The organism is Lancefieldella rimae ATCC 49626, assembly GCF_000174015.1.
Classification (GTDB): Bacteria; Actinomycetota; Coriobacteriia; order Coriobacteriales; family Atopobiaceae; genus Lancefieldella; species Lancefieldella rimae.
Genome location: NZ_ACFE01000001.1, coordinates 410,624 through 435,152 on the forward strand (window position 1 = coordinate 410,624; position 24,529 = coordinate 435,152).

Sequence of the window (24,529 nt, forward strand, 5' to 3'; positions counted from 1 at the left end):
TCTGTACGAGTTACTTTCCTGCTTTTGCCTGCTTGATGAGAAGAACCGCCTTCTTGAGGACCTTCTCGCCGTCCATCAGACCGTAGGATTCTTTATCAATAAGACTGATAGGTATACCTGTAGGACCATAGCGTTTCACTGTTTCGTTATACATGTGTGAAACTTGAGGACCCAAGAGAATGCAGTCGGGATGTTCTGCCTCAATGATTTGACCGATTGAATCGACCGGCTTGGCCTCTACCGTAATAGGCAATTTGTGATTGTCAGCTACCTGCTGCATTGCGTATGCCAACATACTCGTAGACATCCCGGCACTGCAAAAAAGGAAAACCTTCTTTGTGTTTCCCATATTTCCCACCCCCTTTCAATCCTTCAAGACATCAATCCTTTCAAACACGTTAATCATCCTCAGTTAGTTGCATTTTTTCAAGACGGCAATTCCGTAAACGGTAGAAAAGTAAAGGTCAGTGTGAGCTTCCCATACAACAACGGGCAACGAACCCAGAAGGATCCATTGCCCGTCATATCGTGTCCGCATACCGCATAAGGAAACGATACAGTTACTCAAATGTTTTCTTAGGCCCTCATGAGCCTCTCAAGTCTGTCTATAGCCGGCCGACAAGATCAAGACCCGGCTTCAAAGTTTTTGCACCGGGCTGCCACTTGGCGGGACAGACCTGATCGCCATACTGAGCAACAAACTGAGCGGCCTGAAGCAAGCGTAAAAGCTCATCGGCATTACGCCCAATACCGCCGGCGGTAACCATCTCAACTTGAATGATACCTTCAGGATCGACGATAAATGCGCCGCGTTCAGCCTGACCGGCTTCTTCAATGAGAACGCCGAAGTTTCTTGCCAGCACATGCGCAGGATCGGCGAGCATCGGATAGGTTACCTTGGAAATACTCTCAGACTCATCGTGCCACGCCTTGTGCACAAACTCGGTATCACAGGAAACGGAGTAGATCTCCGCACCAATCTCTTGGAACTTAGCGTAATTCTCGGCAAGATCTTCGAGCTCAGTTGGGCAGACAAACGTGAAGTCGGCCGGATAGAAGAAGAAAAGGCTCCACTTTCCCAACGTATCCGCCTTTGAGATGGTTTTGATCTCGTTGTTTTGGAACGCCTGCACGGTAAAATCTTTAATTTCGTTGCCAATCTGGGACATGTCGTCCTCCTTCGGTCGGGTTTATCAGACAACGGTACGGTATTGCTACCTTGCCGGTAGTATTACCCATAAGTTAACCATTTCTAACTACATTTTCGTAAAATTTTGAAAGAGAAGATCTTTTCCCAACTATTATCACAGGCCAAAACATATACGAAATGATCCCAAAAGTATGTCATGTCCAGTTAACTGAAAATAATACGTTGTTAATGAATTTTAAAATAACCTTATTCGGTCTAACTGATTGAGCCAGTTTTTCTTAAGTTTTCTCTTACTCTCAAAAAAGATCTCTTCCGAACGCGAAAGCTTTCCCTCATCAGCCTTTTTCGCAGCAAGTTCGAGTGTGCAGATGAGATCTGCTGACTGGAAGAGACGATAGTCCGAGGGTATAACCTTACGAAAATCAACGTCGAAGAAAACGGATCCGAATACAGTGCCAATAAGCTCAGTGACAGGTGCCTGCCCATTGTCATAGTAAACAATAACATGGTCAAATGACAGAAAGTACTCCATATGATCGCGTAAGAATCCGGAAAGCTCACGTGCAAGCCGAGTCTTAAGACGTATACGGTCAGAACACTCTTGTTTTTTCACGACAATAGTAAAGAAATGTACCCCAGAATGACGGGTAAATGCAAAGAGAGCACCTGCAAGAGCCCTTCTTGTAGAGAGTGAGAGTGATGAAAACTCGCCTTCACGGCGCACGATAGGACCCGCATGGACTACCTGCGAGGACGGTAAACCAAGTTTGAGAACCCTCTGTTCAAATCTAGAAAGTTGTTCGGCAATAGAGTGATTCTGCTCATGAAAGACAAGTGTGAGGAGATAGTAGTCAGAATGGACACCGAAGTCACCTGATTCATCAACAAAAATACTGAGTTCAGACATTCGACTCCTAATTACACAAATGGCGGGGGACTTCCCCCGCCGTAGGGTGGACCAAGGCCACAAAAGCCAGTCCAACTACGATAAGTTTAACACATGATTTTGCCCAAACACAAACTTTTCCTGAGTATCGTGTTATTGCTTTGTTGGAAGATGTGATACGAGTTTATTAAAGTATCAGCGTCAACAAACGCTTAGATGCGCTGAAACACAATATACCGGTTAAGATTTCCCTCTTTCCCATCTGCACTAAACTGTGCACACATACGAGCCTGAGGGGTAAGTTGAGCAACAAGATCTTCAAGCTCGCCTTGGGTAAAATGATGACAGTAGCGCCACGTATGGGCCTGATTTTGCCAACCCAACAGATAGTCATTTTTCTCCAAAGCATCCGAGCTTATCCGGAGCTGTTGCAAAGCCTGAGCGGTTGTTTTATTGGCTTTGGCAGCTAATTTTGCACTGTTCATAAACTGCCAAAATGAAACGCAGAGATACCCTCCCGGTTTGGTTTTATCTAGCAGAGTACATAAAAGTCGTATTCGATTTTGAACTCCTGGTACATGATGCAGAAGACCAAAGGCAACCACCAAATCACAAGCCGATACCTTCAACTGAGTTTCCAAGGTGGTATCTAGGAGGCTATCAACTAAATCCATTTCAATGAAGGTAATTTGGGCGCCCGTCATGCCACTTTGAACCAGCGCCTCACAATTATCTACCGCAAAATACGATGCAGGTTGCACTCCTGCTTGATCCGTCAAAAATCGAGCAAAACGCAGATTCCCACACCCCACATCAAGCACGCAGGGCTTCTCGACAGCCATAAAACAAGACATGACATCCAAGCAGTGTTGCCAGCCTTGCCAAGGCATCTGTCGTGTGGCAGAGAAACTCTGAGCCTGCTGTGTGTAGAACTCAGAGGTAATTCGACTAAGCTGACGAGCGGTCTGCTTACTGATAGATGAGCCATTAGAAATGTTTCTGCAAGTATTCATGTGTAAATTTTACTCCACCGCCCTATCCTAACAAACGTAAAGTCAGACCAATTGCATATAATACGAGTATGGATGAACTCATTTTGGACATATTGCAACAACTTCGTGCGAACTCTCAGGGCGCTCTTGATGCGCACCAGCTTGAAGTATTACTCAACTCCCATAACAGTGGGATTAACAGCAGTATCAACAGTTCAGATCGCAAAAAACTGATACCCAAGCGCGCCATCCTTCCCTATTTTTTACGGGTTAAGGACCAAAATACCAAGCTGTGGCGCTCATGGAATGTTACACCAGAGCTTGAAGCGCGCTTTATACAATCGGTTCGTATGAAACCACGTCGCACTGCCTCAGGTGTAGCAACCATCACGGTTATCACGCGGCCACACACTTGCTCAAGTAACTGCATATACTGCCCCTGTGATCTGCGTATGCCCAAAAGCTATATTGCCAATGAACCCGCCTGTCAGCGTGCAGAGCTGGCATTTTTTGATCCTTATATACAAGTTGCTGCCCGCCTGCAGGCACTGCATCAGATGGGCCATTCCACGGACAAGATTGAACTTATCGTATTAGGTGGAACCTGGAGCGACTATCCCACAAGCTATCAATACTGGTTTATACGCGAGCTATTTCGCGCGCTCAATGAATGGCCGCGCTCACCTCAACATATCGAGAAGCGCACGGATTGGTATCGATCTTTTGGATTGCAAAATACAGAAGAGGCTCTGTCTTCGTTTGTTGCGTACCGGCAAGCAGCCATCAATACGGGAGCTGCAACATACAACCAAGCATTTCATGAGTTATACGATCCCAGCCAGTCACATCAAAAGGCATGGTCACACATGTGTGCCACATTTGACGACCTTCTCGAACAACAACACCGTAACGAGACTGCGGCTTGTCGCGTCGTAGGTCTGGTTATAGAAACACGTCCCGACACGATTACCCCCGATAACCTGCGCATGTTCAGACAGCTTGGGTGTACCAAAATACAAATCGGCATCCAAAGCACACGTCAAGAAATTCTTGACGCCAACCTGCGCCGCATGACTGTCGCACAGATAAAGCGCGCGTTCTCGCTTATCCGTCTTTATGGATTCAAAATTCATTCGCATCTGATGGTGAACCTGTTGGGTGCAACACCCGAGGAAGACAAGTGCGACTTCAATAACTTTGTAACTGACCCGGGCTTTCTGCCAGATGAGATTAAGCTCTATCCTTGCGCACTGGTAGCCGGCACGCAGCTCGTTAAGGCATACCGAGAAGGTCTCTGGCGTCCCTACTCCAAAGACGAGCTGGTGGATGTGCTCGTACACGACGTGTTGACAGCTCCTGCATACGTGCGTATTTCTCGTATGATTCGCGACATTAGCTCTACCGATATTCTGGTGGGAAACAAACACACCAATTTGCGCCAAATGGTTGAGCAGCAGCTGAACACAGAGGAAAAAGCTGCGCATGTACAAGAAATCCGCTTTAGGGAAATCAACCAGCAACAGGTACACGCAGACGAACTCATATTGCAAGATCACGCATATACCACAGCCGTAAGCGACGAACACTTCTTGCAATGGGTAACTGCGGATAACAAAATCGCAGGCTTTTGCAGGCTTTCACTGCCACATTGGGACGAGCTGGCAGCAGGCAGCTGTGACGTACGTGCGGATGAATTGTCAGTACAACCGGGTCAAGCGATGATTCGAGAATTACACGTCTATGGCCAGGCTTTATCTCTGGGCTCAGAGGGCTTATCGGCACAACATCAAGGCCTTGGGCAAAAGCTTCTGGCGCAAGCAGAAAAAATCGCCGCAGACGAAGGCTATGGCATCCTCAACGTAATTAGTTCCGTTGGCACACGCGCTTACTATCGTGCACAGGGCTTTAAGGATGCCGATCTATACCAGCAAAAGGAGTTGTAAAAGCGCATCGTAAAAGTGCATGCTCATGAGCCTGACTCTCACGATGCTACTTGTCCGGCTACTCCGTAAATATTGAAAAGATTTCCATGAACAGCCGGTAGAGCGACACTCCGATCTTCTCAAAAATATTAAGCCGATCGAACTTCTCCTTATACACTTTATCTGAACCATCGACACCCAACAGGTCATCAATCAGCTCATTGATAGGATCAATTTCAGCATCATCGTCACGAAGGTCATCTCGCGTGTCTGAGTTGGTGTTTGAATTGCTATCTGAATTGGTCTCCGAGTTGGTCTCTGGGCTATCCTGCGAGTTGTCTTGAGTGTTCTGATCTTTTTCCTTCGTCCGAGGGGCATTCTTTTGTGTAAGACCCTTTGGAGTGTTATCGGAATCGCCGGTTTTCTTCAATTTGCTCAAGGCCTCATCCGAACCAAGCACTACCTTAAAGGTCTTGCTTTCACCATCACGGATAATACCAACCTCAACCGTATCGCCAATTGAATGGGAGCGAACCTCAACGAGTACCTCATCGGAGGACGAAATCTTCTTGCCATTTATGGAAACGATGATATCCCCTTCTTGGATACCCGCTTTTACCGCAGGCCCTTCAGGATCGGAATCAGCAACGTATGCACCATAATCGACATCCAAGTCATTTGACTTGGCATTGCGTTCGTTTACCGTCTGCATAGAAAGACCCAGATACGCATGGGTTACCTGCTTTCCGGCAATGATTTGTCGCGCAATATCCACCGCATAATTTCCTGGAATCGCAAAGCCGATACCGGCAAATGACTTGGTATCTGACGAGAAGAGCGTGCAGATTCCCACTAACTTTCCGCTAGAATCAACGAGCGCTCCGCCGGAATTACCGGGATTAATCGCCGCATCTACCTGGATGAGATTTGCATAAACAGTAGTCTCTCCGCCCTCAGTTTGCAGAAGATCTCCTCGGGAAAGAGCCGACACAATTCCCGCTGAAACAGAATGCTCCAAACCAAAAGGACTGCCGACGCTCATGACCCAACTACCTGGGACAAGCTTTGAGGAATCCCCGATTTCAATGGGAACAATGGAAGCTCCCTTAAAATCAACATGAAGAACGGCTAAGTCAGACGAAGCATCATAGCCGACGACGGTTGCGTCATACTCGGTATTTCCTACAGAAACTGATACCTTTTTGTAATTCTCGATAACGTGATAGTTCGTAATGATGTTTCCATCTTTATCAAAAATAACGCCCGAACCAAAACCCTGTTTGCCGTCCTGGTAGTTGACATACACCGATACAACTGACGGCAACACTTTAGATGCCACCGCCTCACTCGTTTCTGCGCTTTGCTGACGGGCGCTGATTGTCACGTCCTGTACCGGTTGATTCGATCCGCTTACCGTTACGTTTGTGGAGCGATTGACAACCTGGGCAAATCGGCTAAAAATGCCGGTTGCAAGCAAAATTGCCACAACGACTGCAGCTCCTATGCAACCACCCAAAATTCCTACAAGAAAGCGGCCGAGAAGCCCATGCCGACCTTGCGGCCGTGAACTCGTCAATGTTTCTGTAACGCCCTGTGGATCTTCCGGCTTGCCCGTCTCTGGCGCACTATTTGTAGAGCTGTCCATACAATCTCCTCTAAACTCTTGCCAAGGCCCAACGCTCCTCCGCTAAGGCTCAATGTCCCTCGCAAGATGCTCATTCATATAAAAGCAACATCTCTATGTTTGCTTTGCATTATTTTACACGTCATTACACGCGAAAGAGATACCCAACACCGCGTACGGTTTCGATATGAGCCGCCGCCTGCGGGCCGATTTTTGAGCGCACACGACGCACGTGTACGTCAACCGTACGCGTACCGCCACAATACTCAAATCCCCACACGCGCTGCAAAAGAACCTCGCGAGAATATGCTCGGGACGGATGGTTTGCCAAAAAGGCAAGCAGCAAATACTCCATATACGTAAGATCTACCGGCGCATCATCAATGTATACCTGATAGGTAGCCAGATTGATTTTAATGTTGTCTACCACGACAAGATCACGAGAAGTGTTTTCTGTTGTAGGCCACAGTAAAATCGAACAGCGTAAGCTAAATTCCTGTAGACTTGCGGTAGAAAGAATGAAATCATTTCTTCCCTGTGGTGGCAGTACAAGACCCGTTATAGCCTCAAGATCGCATACAAAAAGGCGAGGGATGGCATTATTTTGTACCGCATAACTTTCAACGGCAGATGCAAATTCAGACGAGAGGCCCTTCTCGTCAATAATAATTAAATCGAAAACACGACCGGAAAGCGGCACCTGAGAAAATGTGGCCTCAGTGGCAAGGGCAACGGAAACATCAATCACACGGGTAAGCTCACGCATACGGTCGTGCAAGCGTGTGGTAGCTGAAATGAGAAGGATGTTCTTGTGGTGCATCAAACCCTCCTTAGGAACGTGCTATTTAGGTAGCGTAGCACAAGTGTCATGCGTATGCTCCAGCGTAATCGCGGGTACTCTCGCATACGCATACCTGCTCTTACGCAATCACGCATGCTTCTTCGTAATTGCTTATACCCCCGCATAATATTTCATGCGATCCCAGTCGGTAACGGCAATGCAGCTCTCACGCCACTCTTCCTCTTTGCGCTCACAAAGATAGGTAAAGACATGATCGCCCAACGTCTCGCGCATAAGCTTGGAACCCTTAAATCGCACGAGCGCCTCTCCAAGCGTAGTCGGCAAAGCCTCACCATACTCAGCAGGATCTCCGCCTTCATACTCAGCGGGTAGCTCAAGCTCTTCTTCAATACCTTTGAGACCTGCCATAAGTGTGGCAGCGAGGGCCAGATACGGATTGGCACAGGGATCCGGATTCAAGAGTTCTGCGCGCGTGGCAATGTGTTTACCCGGTTTATGTGCAGGAATACGAACAAGCGCCGCACGGTTATTGCGACCCCAGGTAGTATGACTTGGAATGGAATCGCGATCAAAGCGCTTATACGAATTGACCGTCGGATTTGTAATGAGCATAAATTCAGGCGCATACTTGAGAAGACCTGCCACATAATGCTGTGCAAGTACGGAAAGATGTGCCGGATGGCTTGACTTCGGTGCCCAGAACAGGTTTTCACCCTTGTGGTCAAGAAGCGATTCATACAAAAACATTGCGGATCCAGGCACGCCCTGCAAAGGTTTAGGCATAAACGTCGCAAAAACACCGTGAAGCGTTGCGATATGGCGGATAACCAATCGGGCTGTCATGATGCTGTCCGCGCAACTCACCGCCTCAGAATAACGAAGCTCTACTCCATTTTGAGAAGGACCGGCCGCATGGAAGGAATACTGTACCGGAATTGACATGGCTTCAAGTGCTCGTGTTGTTGCGTAGCGCAAATCATGCGACAGGTCAGATGACGCGAGATCAAGATAACCTGCATGATCAATCGGCGTAGGATGAACGCTGTCGGTAAAATAAAAGTACTCGAGCTTAGGGCCAACATTCATTGCATAGCCCTTCTCGTCAGCTTTCCTAAATGCGCGTTCAAGCACGCGGCGCGGATCGCCCTCAAACGGTGTGCGGGAAGGCGTCTGAATGTCACAAAACACGTTGGCAACGGCCTCACCGTCGTTTTCCCACGGCAATACCTGAAACGTTGCGGCATCAGGAAACGCCAGCAAATCAGACTGCGCTTGTGAGGCAAATCCATCAACTGATGAACCGTCAAAACCGATGCCTTCAACAAAAGCTTCTTCAAGCTCCTCGGGAGAGATTGAGAGAGCCTTTAGATTGCCCAATACGTCCGTAAAACAGAGACGCAAATATCGGATATCGCGTTCTTCAACGGTACGAAGAATGTAGTCAATCTTTTTATCATCAGTCATGAGGTCCTCCGAACCATCACAGAGCCATTGTATAGAGCATGACACAACTTTTACGCATATACCATCTCACAACAATGTTTCACGCCTGTTTCACTTTTGCTTATTTTTTACGTTTTGCTTACAAGGAGCAAGGAGAAAACTTACGCCGAAGCACTGTCATGGGTAGCTATGGCAGCGTCTGCATCGGCAATCATCTTCTGTGCAACTCCGCAATGACCGTCTTTTGTGCTATGGGCAGTGCAACTTTTAGCTGAAGAGCAGCCGGAGCATTCCCCTCCCTTAAGACCCTTAACCAAAGAGCGAATGCACAACGCAACTGCCGCAGCCACAGCGAGAAGAATGACAATATCAATTACGTGCATAATCAAGACCTTCCATCAATAAGCGCATCACACAGACAAATACCATCCAAAAAATTAACGTTACTCTGACTCACAAGATTTCGTGTTAACTGAAGCAAACTATACCCAAGTGCGTCATACTAATACACGTAAAGAACCATTCATCCGTTTTGGTGAATGGTCGTGCGACACGACGACGGCGTGCGCGGTGTCGCAAGGATTTCTAGAGAAGGGATACCTTCATGGCAGAAGACAAGTACATGCACCTGGTCATCGTACGTCACGGCGAGTCCGAATGGAACAAGCTCAACCTCTTCACTGGCTGGACCGATGTTGACCTCACTGAGACAGGTCACGAGGAAGCAATTGCGGGTGGCAAGGCTCTTCATGAAGCGGGCTACGATTTTGACGTGTGCTACACCTCCCTCTTAAAGCGCGCAATCCACACGCTTAACCACGTACTTGACGAGCTTGACCGCAACTGGCTGCCTGTCCACAAGACCTGGCGTCTGAACGAGCGTCACTACGGTGCACTTCAGGGTCTCAACAAGGCCGACGCAGCAGCCGAGCATGGCGAAGCTCAGGTCAAGATTTGGCGCCGCTCCTTTGATGTCCAGCCACCTGCCCTTGAACCCGGTGATGAGCGCGATCCTCACGTGCAGGAAATGTTCCGCGATGTTCCCAAGGAAGACCTGCCGTACACCGAGTGCCTGAAAGACACCATTGCCCGCGCATGGCCTTACTTTGAGTCCGAGATTAAGCCACAGATGGAAGCCGGTAAGCGTGTTCTCATTGCGGCTCACGGCAATAGCCTTCGCGCTCTTGTCATGCAGTTTGAACACCTGACCCCGGAAGAGATTCTTGAGGTCAACATCCCAACCGGCATTCCGTGTGCATACACCTTTGATGAAAACTGGAATGTTGTCGATAAGCACTACATTGGCGATCCGGCTACCATCGAAGCAAAGATCAACGCCGTTGCCAACCAGGGTAAAGTCAAGAAGTAGAAACTAATACACTTTACTTCGAAGCAACTTGGCAACGCTTATTCGCTTCAAATCAAGCCTTTAGTGGTGGATTGAATCACCACTAAAGGCTTAAATTAGCAAGAAAACATAACTAAACGTCATTTTTGACTTAATGTTTGTTGGAGCAGTATGCGAAATGCATCACTTCTATCCTCAGAAAGCAACTATAGAATCTCTTCTTGATTGAGAGCAATATTGATTTGAATCATGTTTTGCCTCTAAGCCTCTTCTGTTTTCTGGCGATTGCAAATTTACTTGGAAGTGGACCTATGGCTCATTTCCATCTTTTACACCATTTTAGGGACATGACCTGGTTAATTATTCTTTATTGATAAAAATAGGGCTAAAAGCGATAATTTCTACTGGTAAAACTAAAGATACGCGTATTTAGATACGTTCACTCATATACTGCACGATCTCTTCTTATTTGAGCTTTCTTACACTCGTGTGAGGAAACTCTCTGTACGTTGTTGCTGAGAAGATAGGTGCCATCTGAGAGCATCTCTTATCCCTATGTTTTTTTAAGAACTCTTCTAAATCAGCGACGGTTGGAAAAATTTTGTACGAAACCCTTTTATTTGCATCTGTTATCTCATAGATGCCGCATGCCATTTTCAAGGTATGGTCAGCAGTGCGTAAATAAAGCTTGGCAATCTCAAGCGACTTAAAGGGAAAATTCCATCTCTGCAGGCCTCTTTTTGGATCGTGTTCAATGCAGATACAGCGCCCGCAAGTACCGCATATATACTGCGTATGATGCTTCAAACATTCCAAGGGATTAATCAGTGGAGTAATCCTTTTGTCTTCGACATAACATTCCTCGCACATCCCAAGCCCTCTCTGTTGTTTCAGACTGTCTCGATAAGAGCATTTTACGGCCAACAAGAACATGTATTTGGAAATATCAACGATTCACAAAATGAACTTCTCCTCACGATAGTTAAGTAGCTACGCCATAGATAAATTGCCCGCACGGTCTCCAGCTTATAGAAAGATATGAGCCTCTCCATCGCAAAGCTGCTATGACTGCAGCAGAGATTTGCTTGGTTGATTTTCATTCTCAACCGAATATATCTGGAGTACTCGCTTCCTAAAAGACGTTCTAGACTTTCTGACTCCTTACAAGTCCTAAAAGATGCCGCGTCTGAACTACGCAACGGCCGCCGCAAGCTTCAGGCCAACAAATACGGCAAGCAAACAAGTCACGACGTTGACTGCAATGTTACAGCCTGCACCTACCCAGTTTCCTGCCTGAATAAATGAAAACGTTTCATTCGAGAAGGTCGAGAAGGTTGAAAGGCCTCCACAAAGGCCAACGGCCAAAAATAACTTAACCTGTGGCTGAAGCGGACTTGCAAGGTCAAGCCCTGTCACAAAACCAATTATCAAACCTGCCACTACATTTGCAGCAAACGTACCTGCCGGCATGCCGGGAATCCACTGCTTAAAGAAAACTCCCAACTGCCAGCGACCCAAACTACCAAGTGCTCCACCGAGGGCAACTGCCAGAGCTTCAAACATATCCGGTTCCACCTACTCCAACTCACGTGAGCCGGTGTAGAGCTGATAATACTCACCGTGCTGCGCAATCAGCTCATCGTGCGTACCGCGCTCAATGATATGTCCATGTTCAAGCACCATAATGGCATTTGCGTTACGCACGGTAGAGAGGCGGTGCGCAATCACAAAGACGGTACGGCCCGCCATGAGGGCATCCATGCCCTGCTCGATAAGAGCCTCGGTGCGGGTATCAATGCTCGATGTGGCCTCATCCAAAATTAAAACAGGAGGATCGGCAATGGCGGCGCGCGCAATCGCCAAGAGCTGGCGCTGACCCTGAGACAGATTGGCTCCGTCAGATGTCAACAAGGTATCGTAGCCTTTTGGCATGCGGCGGATGAACTTATCGGCATTGGCAATCTTTGCGGCAGCAATAACTTCCGCATCCGTTGCATCCAGCTTGCCGAAGCGGATATTGTCCGCAATGGTACCGGTAAAAAGATGGGTATCCTGAAGCACAATGCCCAAAGAAGCGCGCAGCGCCGCTTTCTTGATATCGTTTACCGGAATGCCGTCGTAGGTAATGGTGCCGTCACGCACGTCATAGAAGCGGTTAATCAAGTTGGTAATCGTAGTTTTGCCGGCGCCGGTTGAGCCGACAAAAGCAATCTTTTGGCCCGGTTTCGCAAACAGTGAAAGGTTGACAAGAACTGTCTGGCCTTCGTCGTACCCAAAGGTCACATCATCAAAGCGAACGTCTCCGGCAAGCGAGATCTTCTCGCCATCAGGTTTTTGCCATGCCCAGCATTCATCGCCGGTATCGTAGCTACCGGTACGGACGAGAGTAACGTTTCCGTCGTCCACCTCGGGCGAAAGTTCCATGACGCCAAAGATGCGCTCAGCACCGGAAAGAGCCGTCATGAGGAAGTTGCCAAGTTGCGTGAACTGATTGAACGGCATGGCGGCCTGTCGAACAAAAACCAGGTACGAGGCGAGACTTGCCACATCGGCGTGTCCGTTAACCGCAAGAATGGCACCCACAACGGTGACCACGGCATAATTGATATACGTCAACGATACCGTGATGGGCACCATAGTGGCTACGTATGTCTGCGCACTGGTACCTGCAGCTCTCAGTTCCTCATTGTAGGCACGGAACCCCGCAAGGTTTGCCGCCTCGTGGTTGAACACTTTTACGACTTTAAGGCCGGAAATGCTTTCTTCGGCATAGCCATTAAGAGCCGCAAGCGACGTCTGCTGCGTAGCGTAATACGCTGCTGAACGTCCGCTTGAATAGCGCGCATATAAGACAATCAAGACATCAAAAGCTACGGTGATAATAGTCAGCTGCCAATTCAAAACAAAGAGCAGGATAAGCGTACCCACCATCTGAATAAACGCCAGGATAAGATTGGCAAAACTGTTGTTGAGTGCTTCGGAAATAGTATCAACATCATTGGTAAAGTAACTCATAATGTCGCCGCGCGTTTGCCCGTCAAAGAATTTCAGCGGCAACGTTAAAATATGCTCAAAGAGGTCGCGACGGATGTCAAACACCACCGTCTGAGCAGCCCAAACCATGGTCTGTGTATAGCCAACGCTCGTGAGGGCACCAAGCAGATACACGCCTGCCGTAAAAAGTACCAGGCGCGTAAAGCCGGATACATCTCCCGCACCAACGGCAGCAACAACCGGTTTGATCATATACGTGCCGAGAAGCGCAGAAAGACCGCTTATCGTTACGAGAAATGCCACAAGAAGCAGGCGCTTTTTCGCATGCCCGAGATACGTTACAAAACGGCGCAGCGTGTAGCCTACGTTTTTGGGGCGCACCGATGCTCCTCCGCGACTAGCCATGATGCACCTCCTCTTCCGCTATGGCAGACGCAGGCAACACGTCGTTCTTCTCGCCAGAAACCAAATCTTGAGCAGAATCATGACTCTTAAGATCAGAGCCATGTACCTGCGACTCATACAGCTCTCTATAGATAGGACTTTGGGCGAGAAGCTCTGCGTGCGTGCCTGTCATGTGAACACGACCGTTGTCAAGGACGACAATCTGATCTGCCTCCATAACGGAATTTACGCGCTGAGCGATAATGATTTTGGTTGTACCTTTGAGACGCGCCAAACCGCTTCTGATCTTAGCGTCAGTTGCCGTATCAACAGCGCTGGTAGAATCATCAAAAATCAGAACCTGAGGGTGCTTCAAGAGCGCGCGGGCAATACACAAACGCTGTTTTTGGCCACCCGAAACGTTAACGCCGCCTTGACCCAAATCGCCGTCAAGGCCACCGATGCGGTCGAGAAACTCATCCACACAGGCAATTTTACATACCTCAAGCAATTCTTCGTCAGTTGCCTGAGGATTCCCCCAGCACAAGTTGTCGCGTACCGTGCCCGAGAATAAAACATTTTTCTGGAGCACCACCGCAACGGCATCACGGAGTGAGGCTAAATCATACGCGCGAACGTCATGGCCCCCTACTTCAACCGTGCCCGTCGTTGCGTCATAGAGACGGGCAATCAGCTGTACCAGCGTAGTTTTACCGGAACCGGTACCGCCAAGGATTCCGATAGTGGATCCTGAAGTAAAGGAAAGCGTAATGTCCTCGAGAACGTCTTCTTTGGCGTCAAAACTATATTTAAAAGAGACGTCCTTAAACGCGATGGAACCGTCTGGAACCTTTGTTAGACCATCTTGTGGAGACTTGATGGCAGGTATCTCAGAAAGTATTTCGCCGATACGATGCACGCTGGTAATAGCGCGCGCCGTCAACAGAAAAACGCCCGAAATCATCATGAGCGAGTTCATAATCAACAGCACGTAGCTCATGAAACCCGTGAGCTCGCCAACTCCAAGCGTACCGGCCATAATCATCCGGCCACCAAAAAGCAAAATGGCAACGTTTGCCACATACATGGCTGCCTGAAATGCCGGAACGTTCATAACTGACGTACCGAATGTACGTGTTGCCGTTTTGGCATAAGCGGCATTAACGGTAGCAAAGCGATCGGATACAAAGCCTTCACGCACATAGGCTTTAATCGCACGGATAGCAGCAAAATCTTCCTGGAGTACCTCATTGATTTTATCCATCGACCCCTGCAGCGCTTGGTACAAAGGACTTACACGAGTCACAATAAAGAAGAGACAAAGCGCCAAAAAAGGCAAAACGGCAAAGTAAACAAAGGCCAGTTCAGGACTCATTACACACGCCAAAAAGACACCCATAATCAGCATGATGGGTCCACGCATGAACGGACGCGTACCCATGGCAATGGCATTTTGAATGATGGTCACATCGGAGGTAAGACGCGTAACCAACGAGGAGGTGTCAAAACGATCAAGATTTGCAAATGCAAAGCCCTGCATGCAGGCAAACTCGTCCTCGCGAAGACGCGCACCAAGTCCCATGGCCGCACGAGCCGAAAAGCGTGCATAACCAATACCTGCACCCATGGCGAGAAGCGCAAAGGCAACCATGGCGATACCGTTGACAAACACGGTTTGCAAATTGCCATGCATGATTCCCTCATCGACGATACGTGCCATCAAAAACGGAATGAACAGCTCAAGCACTGATTCCGCAAACACGCACAGTCCCGACTTGATAAAGTCGGCGCGATAAGCTCCAAAGTGGGAAGCCAGCACTTTGATGTCGGAAAGTGCTACGCCTTTTTCAGTGGTGGCGTTGGCACCGGTTGCGGCAACGTTATCTGCAGTGACGTCGCCGGTAACAACGGTGGCGCCGGTTGCAGCAGCAGCGGTATCGGTGCCGCCGTTCTTCTCGGCAGACGAAACGCCCGCTCTATAAGAAGTATCTTTAGACACAATACTCTCCCCCTACAACGTGCGGAGAGATACCTCCTTTAGTTGATCATCAGTCACAGGCGACGGCGCGGCAGACATAAGATCCGAGCCCGATGTTGTCTTGGGGAATGCCATGACATCACGGATAGAATCGGCGCCCGCCAGCAGCATACACACGCGATCGAGGCCAAGCGCAAAGCCGCCCATGGGAGGTGCGCCATAGGTCAGCGCCTCCATCAAAAAGCCAAACTGAGCCTCTGCACGCTCTTTGGTGAAGCCCAGCTTCTCAAGGATGCGAAGCTGCAGGTCAGCGTTGTGGATGCGCATGCCACCGCCGCCCGCTTCAAAGCCGTCCATCACAAAGTCATAGGTATGCGAACCAATGGACAGAGGATCGGCATCCAGAAGGTCAATCTGATCTTCATTTGGCTGCGTAAAGGGCATGTGCTCTGAGGCGTAGCTTTGCGTTTCTTCGTCCCAGTGGAAAAGCGGGAAATTGACTACCCACAGGAAGTCATGTCCTTCGCGAGGAACTTCCAGCACGCGTGCCATATGCAGACGCATGCCACCCAGAATCTCATCCGTCTCAAGACGAGCTCCCACCGCAAAGAGAATGAGATCGCCCGGCTGCGCTTCCATCTCTGCGCGCAAAGCATCAAGCTCATCTGCCGAGAAGAACTTGGCAATGGGACCGCCGACGCTGCCGTCCTCTCTATACGCAATCCACGCAAGACCTTTGGCTCCGAAACCTGCCGCAACTTCGCCGAGCTTATCGATTTGTGAGCGCGGCGAAGAACCCGCTCCACGCGCATTGATGGCCTTTACATACTGCCCGTCGGTGTGCGCGGCGCCGCTAAAGAGCTTGAAGCTGGAATCTTGGAAGATATTGGACACATCGTGAAGTTCCATGCCAAAACGAGTGTCGGGCTTATCGGTGCCATACGTATCCATTGCGTCCCAATACTGCATCCGACGAAGCGGCGTCTGCATCTGAATTCCCATCTTTCCAAATGCATCTGAGAGGATGTCCTCAAGCTCAGACATCACGTCATCTTGAGTCACGAAGGACATCTCCGTATCAACTTGGGTAAATTCAGGCTGGCGGTCCGCCCGAAGGTCCTCGTCGCGGAAGCACTTGGCAACCTGGTAATAGCGCTCCACACCGCCAATCATCAGCAGCTGTTTTAAGAGCTGCGGAGATTGTGGAAGCGCATAAAAGCTGCCCCCCTGCATGCGTGAGGGTACGAGGAAATCTCGCGCACCTTCAGGCGTTGACTTAAAAAGCGCAGGAGTTTCCACCTCGGTAAAGTCACGCTTGTGAAAGGCTTCACGAAGCGCAAAGGTAAAGTCGGAGCGCAGACGAAGATTGCGAGCCATACGCGGACGGCGCAGGTCAACGTAGCGATATCTCAGGCGCAGGTCTTCGTTCACGTCAATGTGATTCTCAATTTGGAACGGTGGTGTCTGAGCGGTGTTCAGCACCTCAATCTCAGACGCCAAAATCTCAACCTCACCGGTTGCCAGCGATTCGTTCGTCTGACCTTCGGAGCGATGTTGAACGGTACCCGTGATGCAAACCGGCCACTCAGGACGGATACCCTCGGCCGTCTTGAATGCCTCAGATGCCACGTCGGGATCAAACAGCACCTGCGTCAAACCCTCGCGGTCACGAAGATCCACAAAGACAAGGCCACCGAAGTCACGACGGCGCCAAACCCAGCCGGTAAGCGTAACAATCTCGCCGATATTCTCGGCACGCAATTCTCCGCAGGTATGCGTGTGCATACTATGCTGATTGACGGGCTTGAGCGAAATCGATTTTGATTGTAACGTTGGCATGGCGCTTGAGTTGGATGTATCCACTAAAAATCCTCTCGTCTCTGCTGTCCTGTGTCAAATCGGACAGCGCTCAGCAGACGGCAAACGTGTGTAGACGGCACACATTTGCACCAAGATGACATTGTACTCCGCAAAGGTGACATCTTTGCGAGCAACTACTATATTGGTAACGGTTTTACGCGATTGTTACGTTTCCGACGGTTGCGCGATTGCTGCGTGTCGCGATTGCGCCGACGGCTACACGCGCCGATTTTTCTGCCATGCCGAGAAGAACGAGGTTTTGCCATGCCATACAAAGCTGCAGTGTTTGATCTTGACGGAACACTTCTCAATACCATCGTTGACCTTGCATGGGCAACCAATTACGCTCTCAAACAATACGATATGCCCACCTATACGGTTGACGAGATCAAGCACCTCGTTGGCAATGGAGTTGCCAAACTTATCCACGATGCGGTGCCCGAAGGAACCCCAGATGAGCTCTGTCGGAAAGTTCTTGCAACGTTTAAAGAACATTATGCCGACCACAGCCTTGACACCACCGCCCCCTATCCCGGCGTGGTCGATGCCATCGATCGGCTTCGCGCTTCGGGCGTGAAGTGCGCTGTCGTTTCTAACAAGCCTGACTTTGCCATCGCAGATCTCATGAACCATTTCTTTTTTGGTAAGTTCGACTATGCCTTAGGTCAACGCGACAATCTTAAGCGCAAGCCTGATGCGGAGCCCGTTCATTTTGCGCTCCAACAAATTGACGTAGCTCCGGAAGATGCCGTCTACATTGGCGATTCGGAGGTTGATATCGCAACCGCACGAAACAGCGATATGCCGTGCATTAGCGTTACTTGGGGCTTTAGGGACAAAGAGGTCCTTCTCGCCGCGGGAGCAACCACACTGGTAGATGCCGCTGACGAAATGGTCGATGCAATCCTTTTACCAGAGAAATAGTCCATAGGCAAGTGTCTGATACATGGCATACGTCTACCGTGTAAAAACCTACGCTTACCCGATGAATTGAAAACGTTTGAATATCAAAGCCTACTCGGCGGTATATTCAAAGAAAGTGCGTCCCACAGGATGGTTTTGCCGTCTACGAAGAAAGGATAGCATCATGGGTAAGAAAAGCTCTGAGGCACTTGAAATCTCTTACGAGGACCTGGTCAACTACCTGCACAATCATCATTCAATATATATGAAGGTTGGCAACCAGGTATACTACCTCACAGACGTTAACTTTGAAGCATGGCGTGCACAAGACACCAGTATTCGTAATACCAAGAATCACTTCGTTGATTGCTCTGAACTCGTTCCTACGGTCGATGAGTTTTTAAGCCTTCCCTTTGTTAACGGCAAAACTATCAAAGACGTATTCTCACATGCCACTTTCTATGCATCCGTCAAAGACCAGAAAGAGTAAGCACTACGTAAGTTCGTTTACGTTCATTTGACTCGGTAAAGTCCGACCTTGTATTTCCAAGGCCGGACTTTTGCCGTAAATCCCACGTTTAGTGGTGGTTTGATTCACCACTAAACACCAAAATCGGCCAAAAACCACCACTAAACATCGTTTCCCCGGAAAAAACCACCACTAAACCCGTCAAATGGTACCGTTTTACAAAATTTTTATTTAGTGGTGGATTTCAGAAAGCATTCTGAATTAAACATGGTGAATAGAATGCCGGATCTCAGAAGACCTCTCACGCGAGAAGAGCTGTGCGGGCGTTTCTCGCCCACAAACTCTTCTCGCTACCTCACGCAGTACATCTCACGTTGCGTACTGTAGCATCGTTCTTGGATACATGAGCTTTCTCCCTATCCGGTCCTCATTGCCCTTTAGGCTTCTGAACTTCCCTGACCTCGGCAATCTCAACCTCAGGAGAAACGGAACCGGCCAGCTCGGGAATGAGCGGATTGTACTCGTTTTTGGTCGCAACGTCTTTTGCGGCCGTCTTTGCGTAGCGTTTGACCGCGGCAGACGCGCGATTGATAGCGGAAAGGGTACCCGCACCGGCAACGCAGCCTCCCGGACACGCCATACCCTCCAGCAGATAACCGGGATACTTGCCCTTCACGGCATCTTTCATCATCGCGCGACAGTTGTCGAGACCTTCTGCGGCCATGACCTTAACCTCCAGGTCGGGATGCTTATCGTGAATGGCATTCACCACTGCCGTGGCAACACCGCCGGAAACCGCAAAACCGCGACCGTCACGTGAAGATGCTTCAAAATCACTCTTGTCGTCAGCAAGCGACTCAAACGCAATGCCCTTTGCCTCCATCATGCCGGCAAGTTCCTCAAATGTCAGAACAAAATCAACCTCTGACTTAACGGAACGACGCATCGCCTCCAACTTCTTAGCAGAACACGGACCCACGAACACAATCTTTGCTTTTGGATGGTTCTTGCGAATCAGGCGTGCCGACAAAACCATGGGAGTCAGCGCCATTGAAATGGCATCCGCATTGTCGGGAAACTCCATCTTTGCCATAGCCGACCAAGACGGACAACAGCTTGTTCCCATAAACGGAAGTTTTTCGGGAACTTCGTCCAAAAAGTCTTCGGCTTCCTGCACCGTACACATATCGGCACCGGTTGCAACCTCTTCAAGGCTTGCAAATCCAAGCTGCTTGAACGCTTCACGGAGCTTGCCGACGCCGCCCTTGCCAAACTGGCCCACAAACGACGGAGCCACCGTTGCAATAACCTCGTTGCCTTGGTTGATGGCGGTAATTACCTGGAAAATCTGGCTCTTATCGGCAATGGCACCAAAGGGGCAGTTAACCAGGCATTGCCCACAAGAAACACACTTCTCGTAATCAATATCGGCTCGACCATGCTCATCAGAGCCAATGGCGTGCATGCCACAGGCCTCGGCACAGGGGCGAAGATGATGCAGTATGGCGTGGTAGGGGCAGACCTTTTCGCACATACCACACTTGATGCACTTCTCTTGATCGATAAAAGCTTTCTTGTCGACAAAACTGATGGCGCCTTTTGGACAGATTTCTCGACACGGGTGCGCAAGACAACCCTGGCAGGCGTTTGACACACGAAACACATTGTCTTCGCAGGCATTACATGCAAACTTGATGATGTTAATCAGCGGAGGCTGATAGTACACCTCGGGAATGGCTGCCTTCTCGATACCCTCCGAAAGCTGCTCGGGATGGTCGACACCCTGCATGGGCATGCCCATGGTCATGCGCACGCGCTCTCCTGCTACCGCGCGCTCCAAAAATACGCTTTCACGGTAGGTTGCAATCTCTCCCGGAACAATGGTATACGGAAGGTGCTCCATCTTGTGAGCTACTTCTTCGAGGGGCTTCTCGCCACTCTCGTACGCAAGTTTAGAAACCTCTCGAAACACCTTCCGGCGAATCTCCGTAAGGTTAGTGTACACACCACGCATGGTACCTGGCATGAAATCCCCCTCGCTTTGTCTTCGGCAGTGTATCCCTCATACACGACCGATAAATCGTCTACCTGACCGTACGCACGTCACCGGTTGAAGCTAACTCAGTGTGCGCACAACGACTTTGACACATATTTCAGTATGACTGACTTTTACGGATTCTGCACGCTCCATCCGGTAAAACGCGACGGCCATTCCGTTTTCAACACAAGAGACTCGCCTGTCACCGGATGCACAAACGAAAGCTCATAGGCATGCAGCATAAGAGACGCCTGCGTGAAAGCGGCAGTCCTTGTGGAAGGGGCTCGCCCATACATGCTGTCTCTCGCAATCGGACCATACAAGCCGTCTCCCACAATCGGAAAACCCAGGGCCGAGAAGTGCACGCGGATCTGATGCTTTCTTCCCGTACCCAGCTCGGCAAGCATGAGTGATCGCGTGCTTTGACCTCGGCGTTGTACCTCTAGGCGGCGAACATGCGTCAAAGCTGCCTTTCCCGTCTTTGACACGTGCATTCGTCTTGCGTCATGGCGATCTCTTCCGATCGGCAGCGTAATGTCTTGCTCTCCTTCCGGAAATTCCCCTTTCACCACCGCAAGATAGGTCTTATGTACATTACGGCTTCGTATGAGCTCATCAAACAGTGGCTGGGTTTCTTTATCAAGCGAGAAGAGCACAATGCCCGTGGTGTCCTTATCAAGACGATGCAGCGCTTGCACATCTTGCGCCTGCTGTACACAACCATTGTTCTCAAGATAAACGCGGGCGAGATCGGTAAGCGTTTCGGCGGCGCACATGTCGGCGCGTTCGCCCGCGTGCGAGGTACCGTCGCTATGAATGATGATACCTGCAGGCTTATTAACCGCAAGAATATAGCTATCTTGATAGATGATATCCATTAGACACTCGCCTCAGAAGTCACTTCGGAAAGCTGCTCTTTGAGCACCTCATCGAAAGATGTGATGGCACTCCACACGTGCTCGGCTTTTCTCCACGCAACGCTTACGGAATAGGTCATATCTTTACCAAGTTCTATAACACACAAGCCCGCATCCTGCGGTTTTGTAAACGTTGAAGCCACCAGCTCAGACGGCAAAAAGCAGGCACCTACACCACGCACGGCCAGTGCCATGAGGGTCTCCGAATTTCGAGACATGACTTTGATGTGCGGGTTAATACCTGCGCTTTCAAATGCCTGCCGAGCCAAATTGCCCGCAACATCACGCTTGCCTACCGTCAAAAACGGAAGGTCGGCAAACGGTGAAAGGTTCGCGGTCTTCTCAACCTTGGCCACTACCGCATCGGCGTCGTTTCCATAGAGCTCACGCAAAAGGTCGTAAGCCACCACAAGCACAATCTTCTCGAGAAAAAGATCGTGGACCACCAAATCGTAGGCAGGACCCGTAATGGTTGCCACCACCAGATCAAGTTGACCGCCCGACAGCCATTCTACCAGCTGGTCATTCTCCCCTTCATGCAATTCAATCGAAATGAGAGGGTGCTGTTTTTGAAAAGCCGCTATTGAGCGCGGCATGATAATGTGCCCGCGAGTTGCCGTTACTCCCACTCGCAGACGACCACGTTCATTACCTGAAATATCTCTGAATTCTTGGCGCATCGCACGCCTGGTCGCTTGAAACCGACGAGCATATTTCAGAAATTCTTCCCCTGCATACGTCAGCGTCAGGGGCACACTTCTATCAAGCAGCTTGGTGCCCAACTCTTTTTCGGTGTGGGCAATATTTGCCGAAAGAGTCTGCTGCGTCACATTAAGACGTTCGGCCGCTCGCGTAAAACTTCGCTCCTCTGCTACCGCTACAAAATAGTCCATAGTTTGAAAGTTCATGACATCCCCACCAAATACTGTCTCAACCTCGTATTTTTTAAGTTTTCAGGAACCTTTCCATCGTTTTCCCAGTTCACATTAGCACAAATTTTACCTGTAATAATGACCAATGAAAACAGTTAGACATATCTTTTTTGAGCACGTACGCTATACCGTGAAAGGACAGATTTTTCAGGAAGTTGGTTGCATGACAGAATTTGTGATTATCGGTACCTTCGCCGTACTCCTTATTATCGGCACCGTCCTGTCTGTTCCCCTTATCTATACCTTACTTATGGGTTTTGCCCTCTTTTTTAGCTACGGTATTTCCCGTAGTATTTCCGCCAAAGCCCTCTTGCGCTCAGCCGCAAAATCCATTTGGGAAGTCCGTTCCGTTATTGCTCTTTTTGCCATTGTCGGTGCCATGAGCGCCGCATGGCGAGCCTCCGGAACCATTCCTGAGATTGTCAGCATTTCATCCAACCTGCTCTCACCCTCGGTCTTTGTACTGGCAACATTTCTCTTGTGTTCCATGATGTCCATGCTCATCGGCACCGCTTTCGGAACCGCCGCCACTATGGGCATTATCTGCATGTCAATAGGCCGCGCCATTAATGCAAACGAGCTTCTCATTGGCGGAGCAGTGCTTGCCGGCAGCTACTTTGGCGACCGCTGCTCTCCCATGTCCACAAGCGCCATGTTGGTCTCACAGCTTACCGACACCAACCTGTCAAAAAATATCGGTCGCATGCTCCGAACCAGCGTGGTTCCCTTCATCATTGCCTGTCTCATCTATGTTGCATGGGACACGTTTATGGGCGGATCGGGTACCGTACCTGATGTAACTTCCATTCTTTCACGCGCATTTCGTCTTTCATGGGTCGCGCTCGCGCCTGCCATTTTGGTAGTTGTTCTTGCCCTTTTGAAGGTCGATGTCATTATTACCATGCTCTCCAGCCTCCTGCTCGCCTGCGGCATCTGTATCTTTGTCCAGCACGTTCCCATCATAGAGCTCCCTCAGATCCTGCTTTTTGGTCTACGCGCCCCGGGAGCAACCGTCGCCAACATGGTCAATGGCGGCGGAGTATTCTCGATGCTGAATGTGGTATTTATCGTAGCTATTTCTTCAAGTTACGCAGGTCTTTTCCAAAGCACGCACCTGCTTCGACGTATGTGCGAGATGGTCGCTGACCTAAGCGATAAGTCAACACCCTTCTTGAGCATCCTTATTACCAGCATGTTTACTTCAATGGTCTCCTGTAATCAAACACTTGCCATCATGTTGACCAACAACCTTTGCGAGCATACGGAAAAATCTTCAAGCGCACTTGCCCTTGATATCGAGAATAGCGCCGTTATCTTGGCTCCTTTGGTTCCCTGGTCCATCTCAAACATCTCGGTACTTTCCGCTATTGGTGCGCCCTCCATGAGCCTTCTGGCAGCATCATTTTTGTATCTGTTGCCTCTGTGGTCGTTGGGGATTTCCATTTGGCTGCACCATCGCCCCGAGAATATCAATTGCCGCCGCGCTCACTTACTTGGACTTTCTGCTGATGATGTAGCATCTTCTTCGCTGGCACAGACACATCAAGGAGTCAATGTGGAGAAGTGCTTGGAAGTTCAAACAGCATAAGGCTACAAAGATTTTACTGTGTAGCCATACTAGATAGCTCCTTATGAACTTTTCAAGCGTTTTACTGTTTGTGTATATTTTAAGCTTCAGGCTTTGCCTTTGCTCTTCGATCCTTCGGAATGCAAGCCGCTCTTCACCTGCGCCTTGCTTCTCGCCTTTGCTTCTCTTCCCTTACTTCGCTCTGTCTTTAAAACCACCACTAAATAAAATATTTCCGAATTTCGCTCTATCTGCACGTTTAGTGGTGGTTTTTTCCGGAAAAACGATGTTTAGTGGTGGTTTTTCCGGGATTTGAGCGT

20 protein-coding genes are annotated in these 24,529 nt (G+C 49.4%); 5 read left to right on the plus strand and 15 right to left on the minus strand.

Features of this window, described 5'->3' with window-relative positions; all coding sequences use genetic code 11:
- Positions 1-10: 10 nt before the first annotated feature.
- The 4 genes from ATORI0001_RS01955 to ATORI0001_RS01970 form a co-directional block, all read right to left on the minus strand.
- Entirely contained in the window at positions 11-349 is a 339-nt protein-coding gene (locus tag ATORI0001_RS01955) for a PTS sugar transporter subunit IIB (protein ID WP_040324416.1), read from the minus strand.
- Between the two features lie 256 nt (positions 350-605).
- On the minus strand, positions 606-1,169 hold the full coding sequence (gene ahpC / locus ATORI0001_RS01960) for an alkyl hydroperoxide reductase subunit C (RefSeq protein WP_003148353.1): 564 nt from the start codon (positions 1,167-1,169) through the stop codon (positions 606-608).
- 216 nt (positions 1,170-1,385) lie between these two features.
- Entirely contained in the window at positions 1,386-2,057 is a 672-nt protein-coding gene (locus ATORI0001_RS01965) for a DUF3800 domain-containing protein (RefSeq protein WP_003148763.1), read from the minus strand.
- Between the two features lie 191 nt (positions 2,058-2,248).
- Positions 2,249-3,049: a class I SAM-dependent methyltransferase gene (locus tag ATORI0001_RS01970; RefSeq protein ID WP_003148635.1), complete on the minus strand. Its 801-nt coding sequence runs from the start codon at positions 3,047-3,049 to the stop codon at positions 2,249-2,251.
- 68 nt (positions 3,050-3,117) lie between these two features.
- Between ATORI0001_RS01970 and ATORI0001_RS01975 the strand changes: the two genes are divergently transcribed.
- Positions 3,118-4,971 carry an elongator complex protein 3 gene (locus ATORI0001_RS01975; protein WP_003148521.1) on the plus strand — a complete coding sequence of 618 codons (1,854 nt, stop codon included), beginning with the start codon at positions 3,118-3,120 and terminating at the stop codon, positions 4,969-4,971.
- A gap of 58 nt (positions 4,972-5,029) precedes the next feature.
- Here the strand turns inward: ATORI0001_RS01975 and ATORI0001_RS01980 are convergent, their stop codons facing one another.
- From ATORI0001_RS01980 to ATORI0001_RS01995, 4 genes are all read right to left on the minus strand, one after another.
- A complete protein-coding gene (locus tag ATORI0001_RS01980; RefSeq protein ID WP_003148293.1) occupies positions 5,030-6,595 on the minus strand; it encodes a S1C family serine protease in 1,566 nt (521 codons plus the stop codon).
- Positions 6,596-6,719: 124 nt separating this feature from the next.
- Positions 6,720-7,394 carry a winged helix-turn-helix domain-containing protein gene (locus ATORI0001_RS01985; protein ID WP_003148387.1) on the minus strand — a complete coding sequence of 225 codons (675 nt, stop codon included), beginning with the start codon at positions 7,392-7,394 and terminating at the stop codon, positions 6,720-6,722.
- A 132-nt stretch (positions 7,395-7,526) separates the two neighbouring features.
- Positions 7,527-8,840, minus strand: a complete 1,314-nt coding sequence (locus tag ATORI0001_RS01990) for a glutamine synthetase family protein (protein ID WP_003148158.1) — start codon at positions 8,838-8,840, stop codon at positions 7,527-7,529.
- Between the two features lie 140 nt (positions 8,841-8,980).
- Positions 8,981-9,202 carry a FeoB-associated Cys-rich membrane protein gene (locus ATORI0001_RS01995; RefSeq protein ID WP_003148273.1) on the minus strand — a complete coding sequence of 74 codons (222 nt, stop codon included), beginning with the start codon at positions 9,200-9,202 and terminating at the stop codon, positions 8,981-8,983.
- Between the two features lie 221 nt (positions 9,203-9,423).
- On the opposite strand from ATORI0001_RS01995, the gene gpmA reads away from it, so the two are divergent.
- A complete protein-coding gene (gpmA, locus tag ATORI0001_RS02000; RefSeq protein ID WP_003148819.1) occupies positions 9,424-10,188 on the plus strand; it encodes a 2,3-diphosphoglycerate-dependent phosphoglycerate mutase in 765 nt (254 codons plus the stop codon).
- 1,170 nt (positions 10,189-11,358) lie between these two features.
- On the opposite strand, the gene crcB is transcribed toward gpmA, so the two are convergent.
- From crcB to aspS, 4 genes are read right to left on the minus strand one after another with little or no spacing between them, the layout of a single operon-like run.
- Positions 11,359-11,730 carry a fluoride efflux transporter CrcB gene (crcB, locus tag ATORI0001_RS02010; RefSeq protein WP_003148510.1) on the minus strand — a complete coding sequence of 124 codons (372 nt, stop codon included), beginning with the start codon at positions 11,728-11,730 and terminating at the stop codon, positions 11,359-11,361.
- A gap of 12 nt (positions 11,731-11,742) precedes the next feature.
- A complete protein-coding gene (locus tag ATORI0001_RS02015) occupies positions 11,743-13,566 on the minus strand; it encodes an ABC transporter ATP-binding protein (protein ID WP_003148573.1) in 1,824 nt (607 codons plus the stop codon).
- The gene (locus ATORI0001_RS02020; protein ID WP_003148717.1) at positions 13,559-15,544 is read right to left on the minus strand and encodes an ABC transporter ATP-binding protein; all 1,986 of its coding nucleotides are present in this window, start codon (positions 15,542-15,544) and stop codon (positions 13,559-13,561) included. The genes ATORI0001_RS02015 and ATORI0001_RS02020 overlap by 8 nt, the downstream gene beginning before the upstream one ends.
- Before the next feature lie 12 nt (positions 15,545-15,556).
- Positions 15,557-17,362 (minus strand): aspartate--tRNA ligase, encoded by a 1,806-nt coding sequence (gene aspS, locus ATORI0001_RS02025; RefSeq protein WP_040324481.1) that lies wholly within the window; start codon positions 17,360-17,362, stop codon positions 15,557-15,559.
- Between the two features lie 285 nt (positions 17,363-17,647).
- On the opposite strand from aspS, the gene ATORI0001_RS02030 reads away from it, so the two are divergent.
- On the plus strand, positions 17,648-18,307 hold the full coding sequence (locus ATORI0001_RS02030; protein WP_003148597.1) for an HAD family hydrolase: 660 nt from the start codon (positions 17,648-17,650) through the stop codon (positions 18,305-18,307).
- A 163-nt stretch (positions 18,308-18,470) separates the two neighbouring features.
- The gene (locus ATORI0001_RS02035; RefSeq protein ID WP_003148313.1) at positions 18,471-18,776 is read left to right on the plus strand and encodes a hypothetical protein; all 306 of its coding nucleotides are present in this window, start codon (positions 18,471-18,473) and stop codon (positions 18,774-18,776) included.
- 406 nt (positions 18,777-19,182) lie between these two features.
- Here the strand turns inward: ATORI0001_RS02035 and ATORI0001_RS02040 are convergent, their stop codons facing one another.
- From ATORI0001_RS02040 to ATORI0001_RS02050, 3 genes are all read right to left on the minus strand, one after another.
- A complete protein-coding gene (locus tag ATORI0001_RS02040) occupies positions 19,183-20,781 on the minus strand; it encodes a 4Fe-4S dicluster domain-containing protein (protein WP_003148188.1) in 1,599 nt (532 codons plus the stop codon).
- A gap of 143 nt (positions 20,782-20,924) precedes the next feature.
- Positions 20,925-21,671 carry an RluA family pseudouridine synthase gene (locus ATORI0001_RS02045; RefSeq protein ID WP_003148813.1) on the minus strand — a complete coding sequence of 249 codons (747 nt, stop codon included), beginning with the start codon at positions 21,669-21,671 and terminating at the stop codon, positions 20,925-20,927.
- Entirely contained in the window at positions 21,671-22,618 is a 948-nt protein-coding gene (locus ATORI0001_RS02050; RefSeq protein WP_003148525.1) for a LysR family transcriptional regulator, read from the minus strand. The genes ATORI0001_RS02045 and ATORI0001_RS02050 overlap by 1 nt, the downstream gene beginning before the upstream one ends.
- Before the next feature lie 109 nt (positions 22,619-22,727).
- On the opposite strand from ATORI0001_RS02050, the gene ATORI0001_RS02055 reads away from it, so the two are divergent.
- Positions 22,728-24,230: a Na+/H+ antiporter NhaC family protein gene (locus tag ATORI0001_RS02055; protein WP_003148433.1), complete on the plus strand. Its 1,503-nt coding sequence runs from the start codon at positions 22,728-22,730 to the stop codon at positions 24,228-24,230.
- Positions 24,231-24,529: the final 299 nt, after the last annotated feature.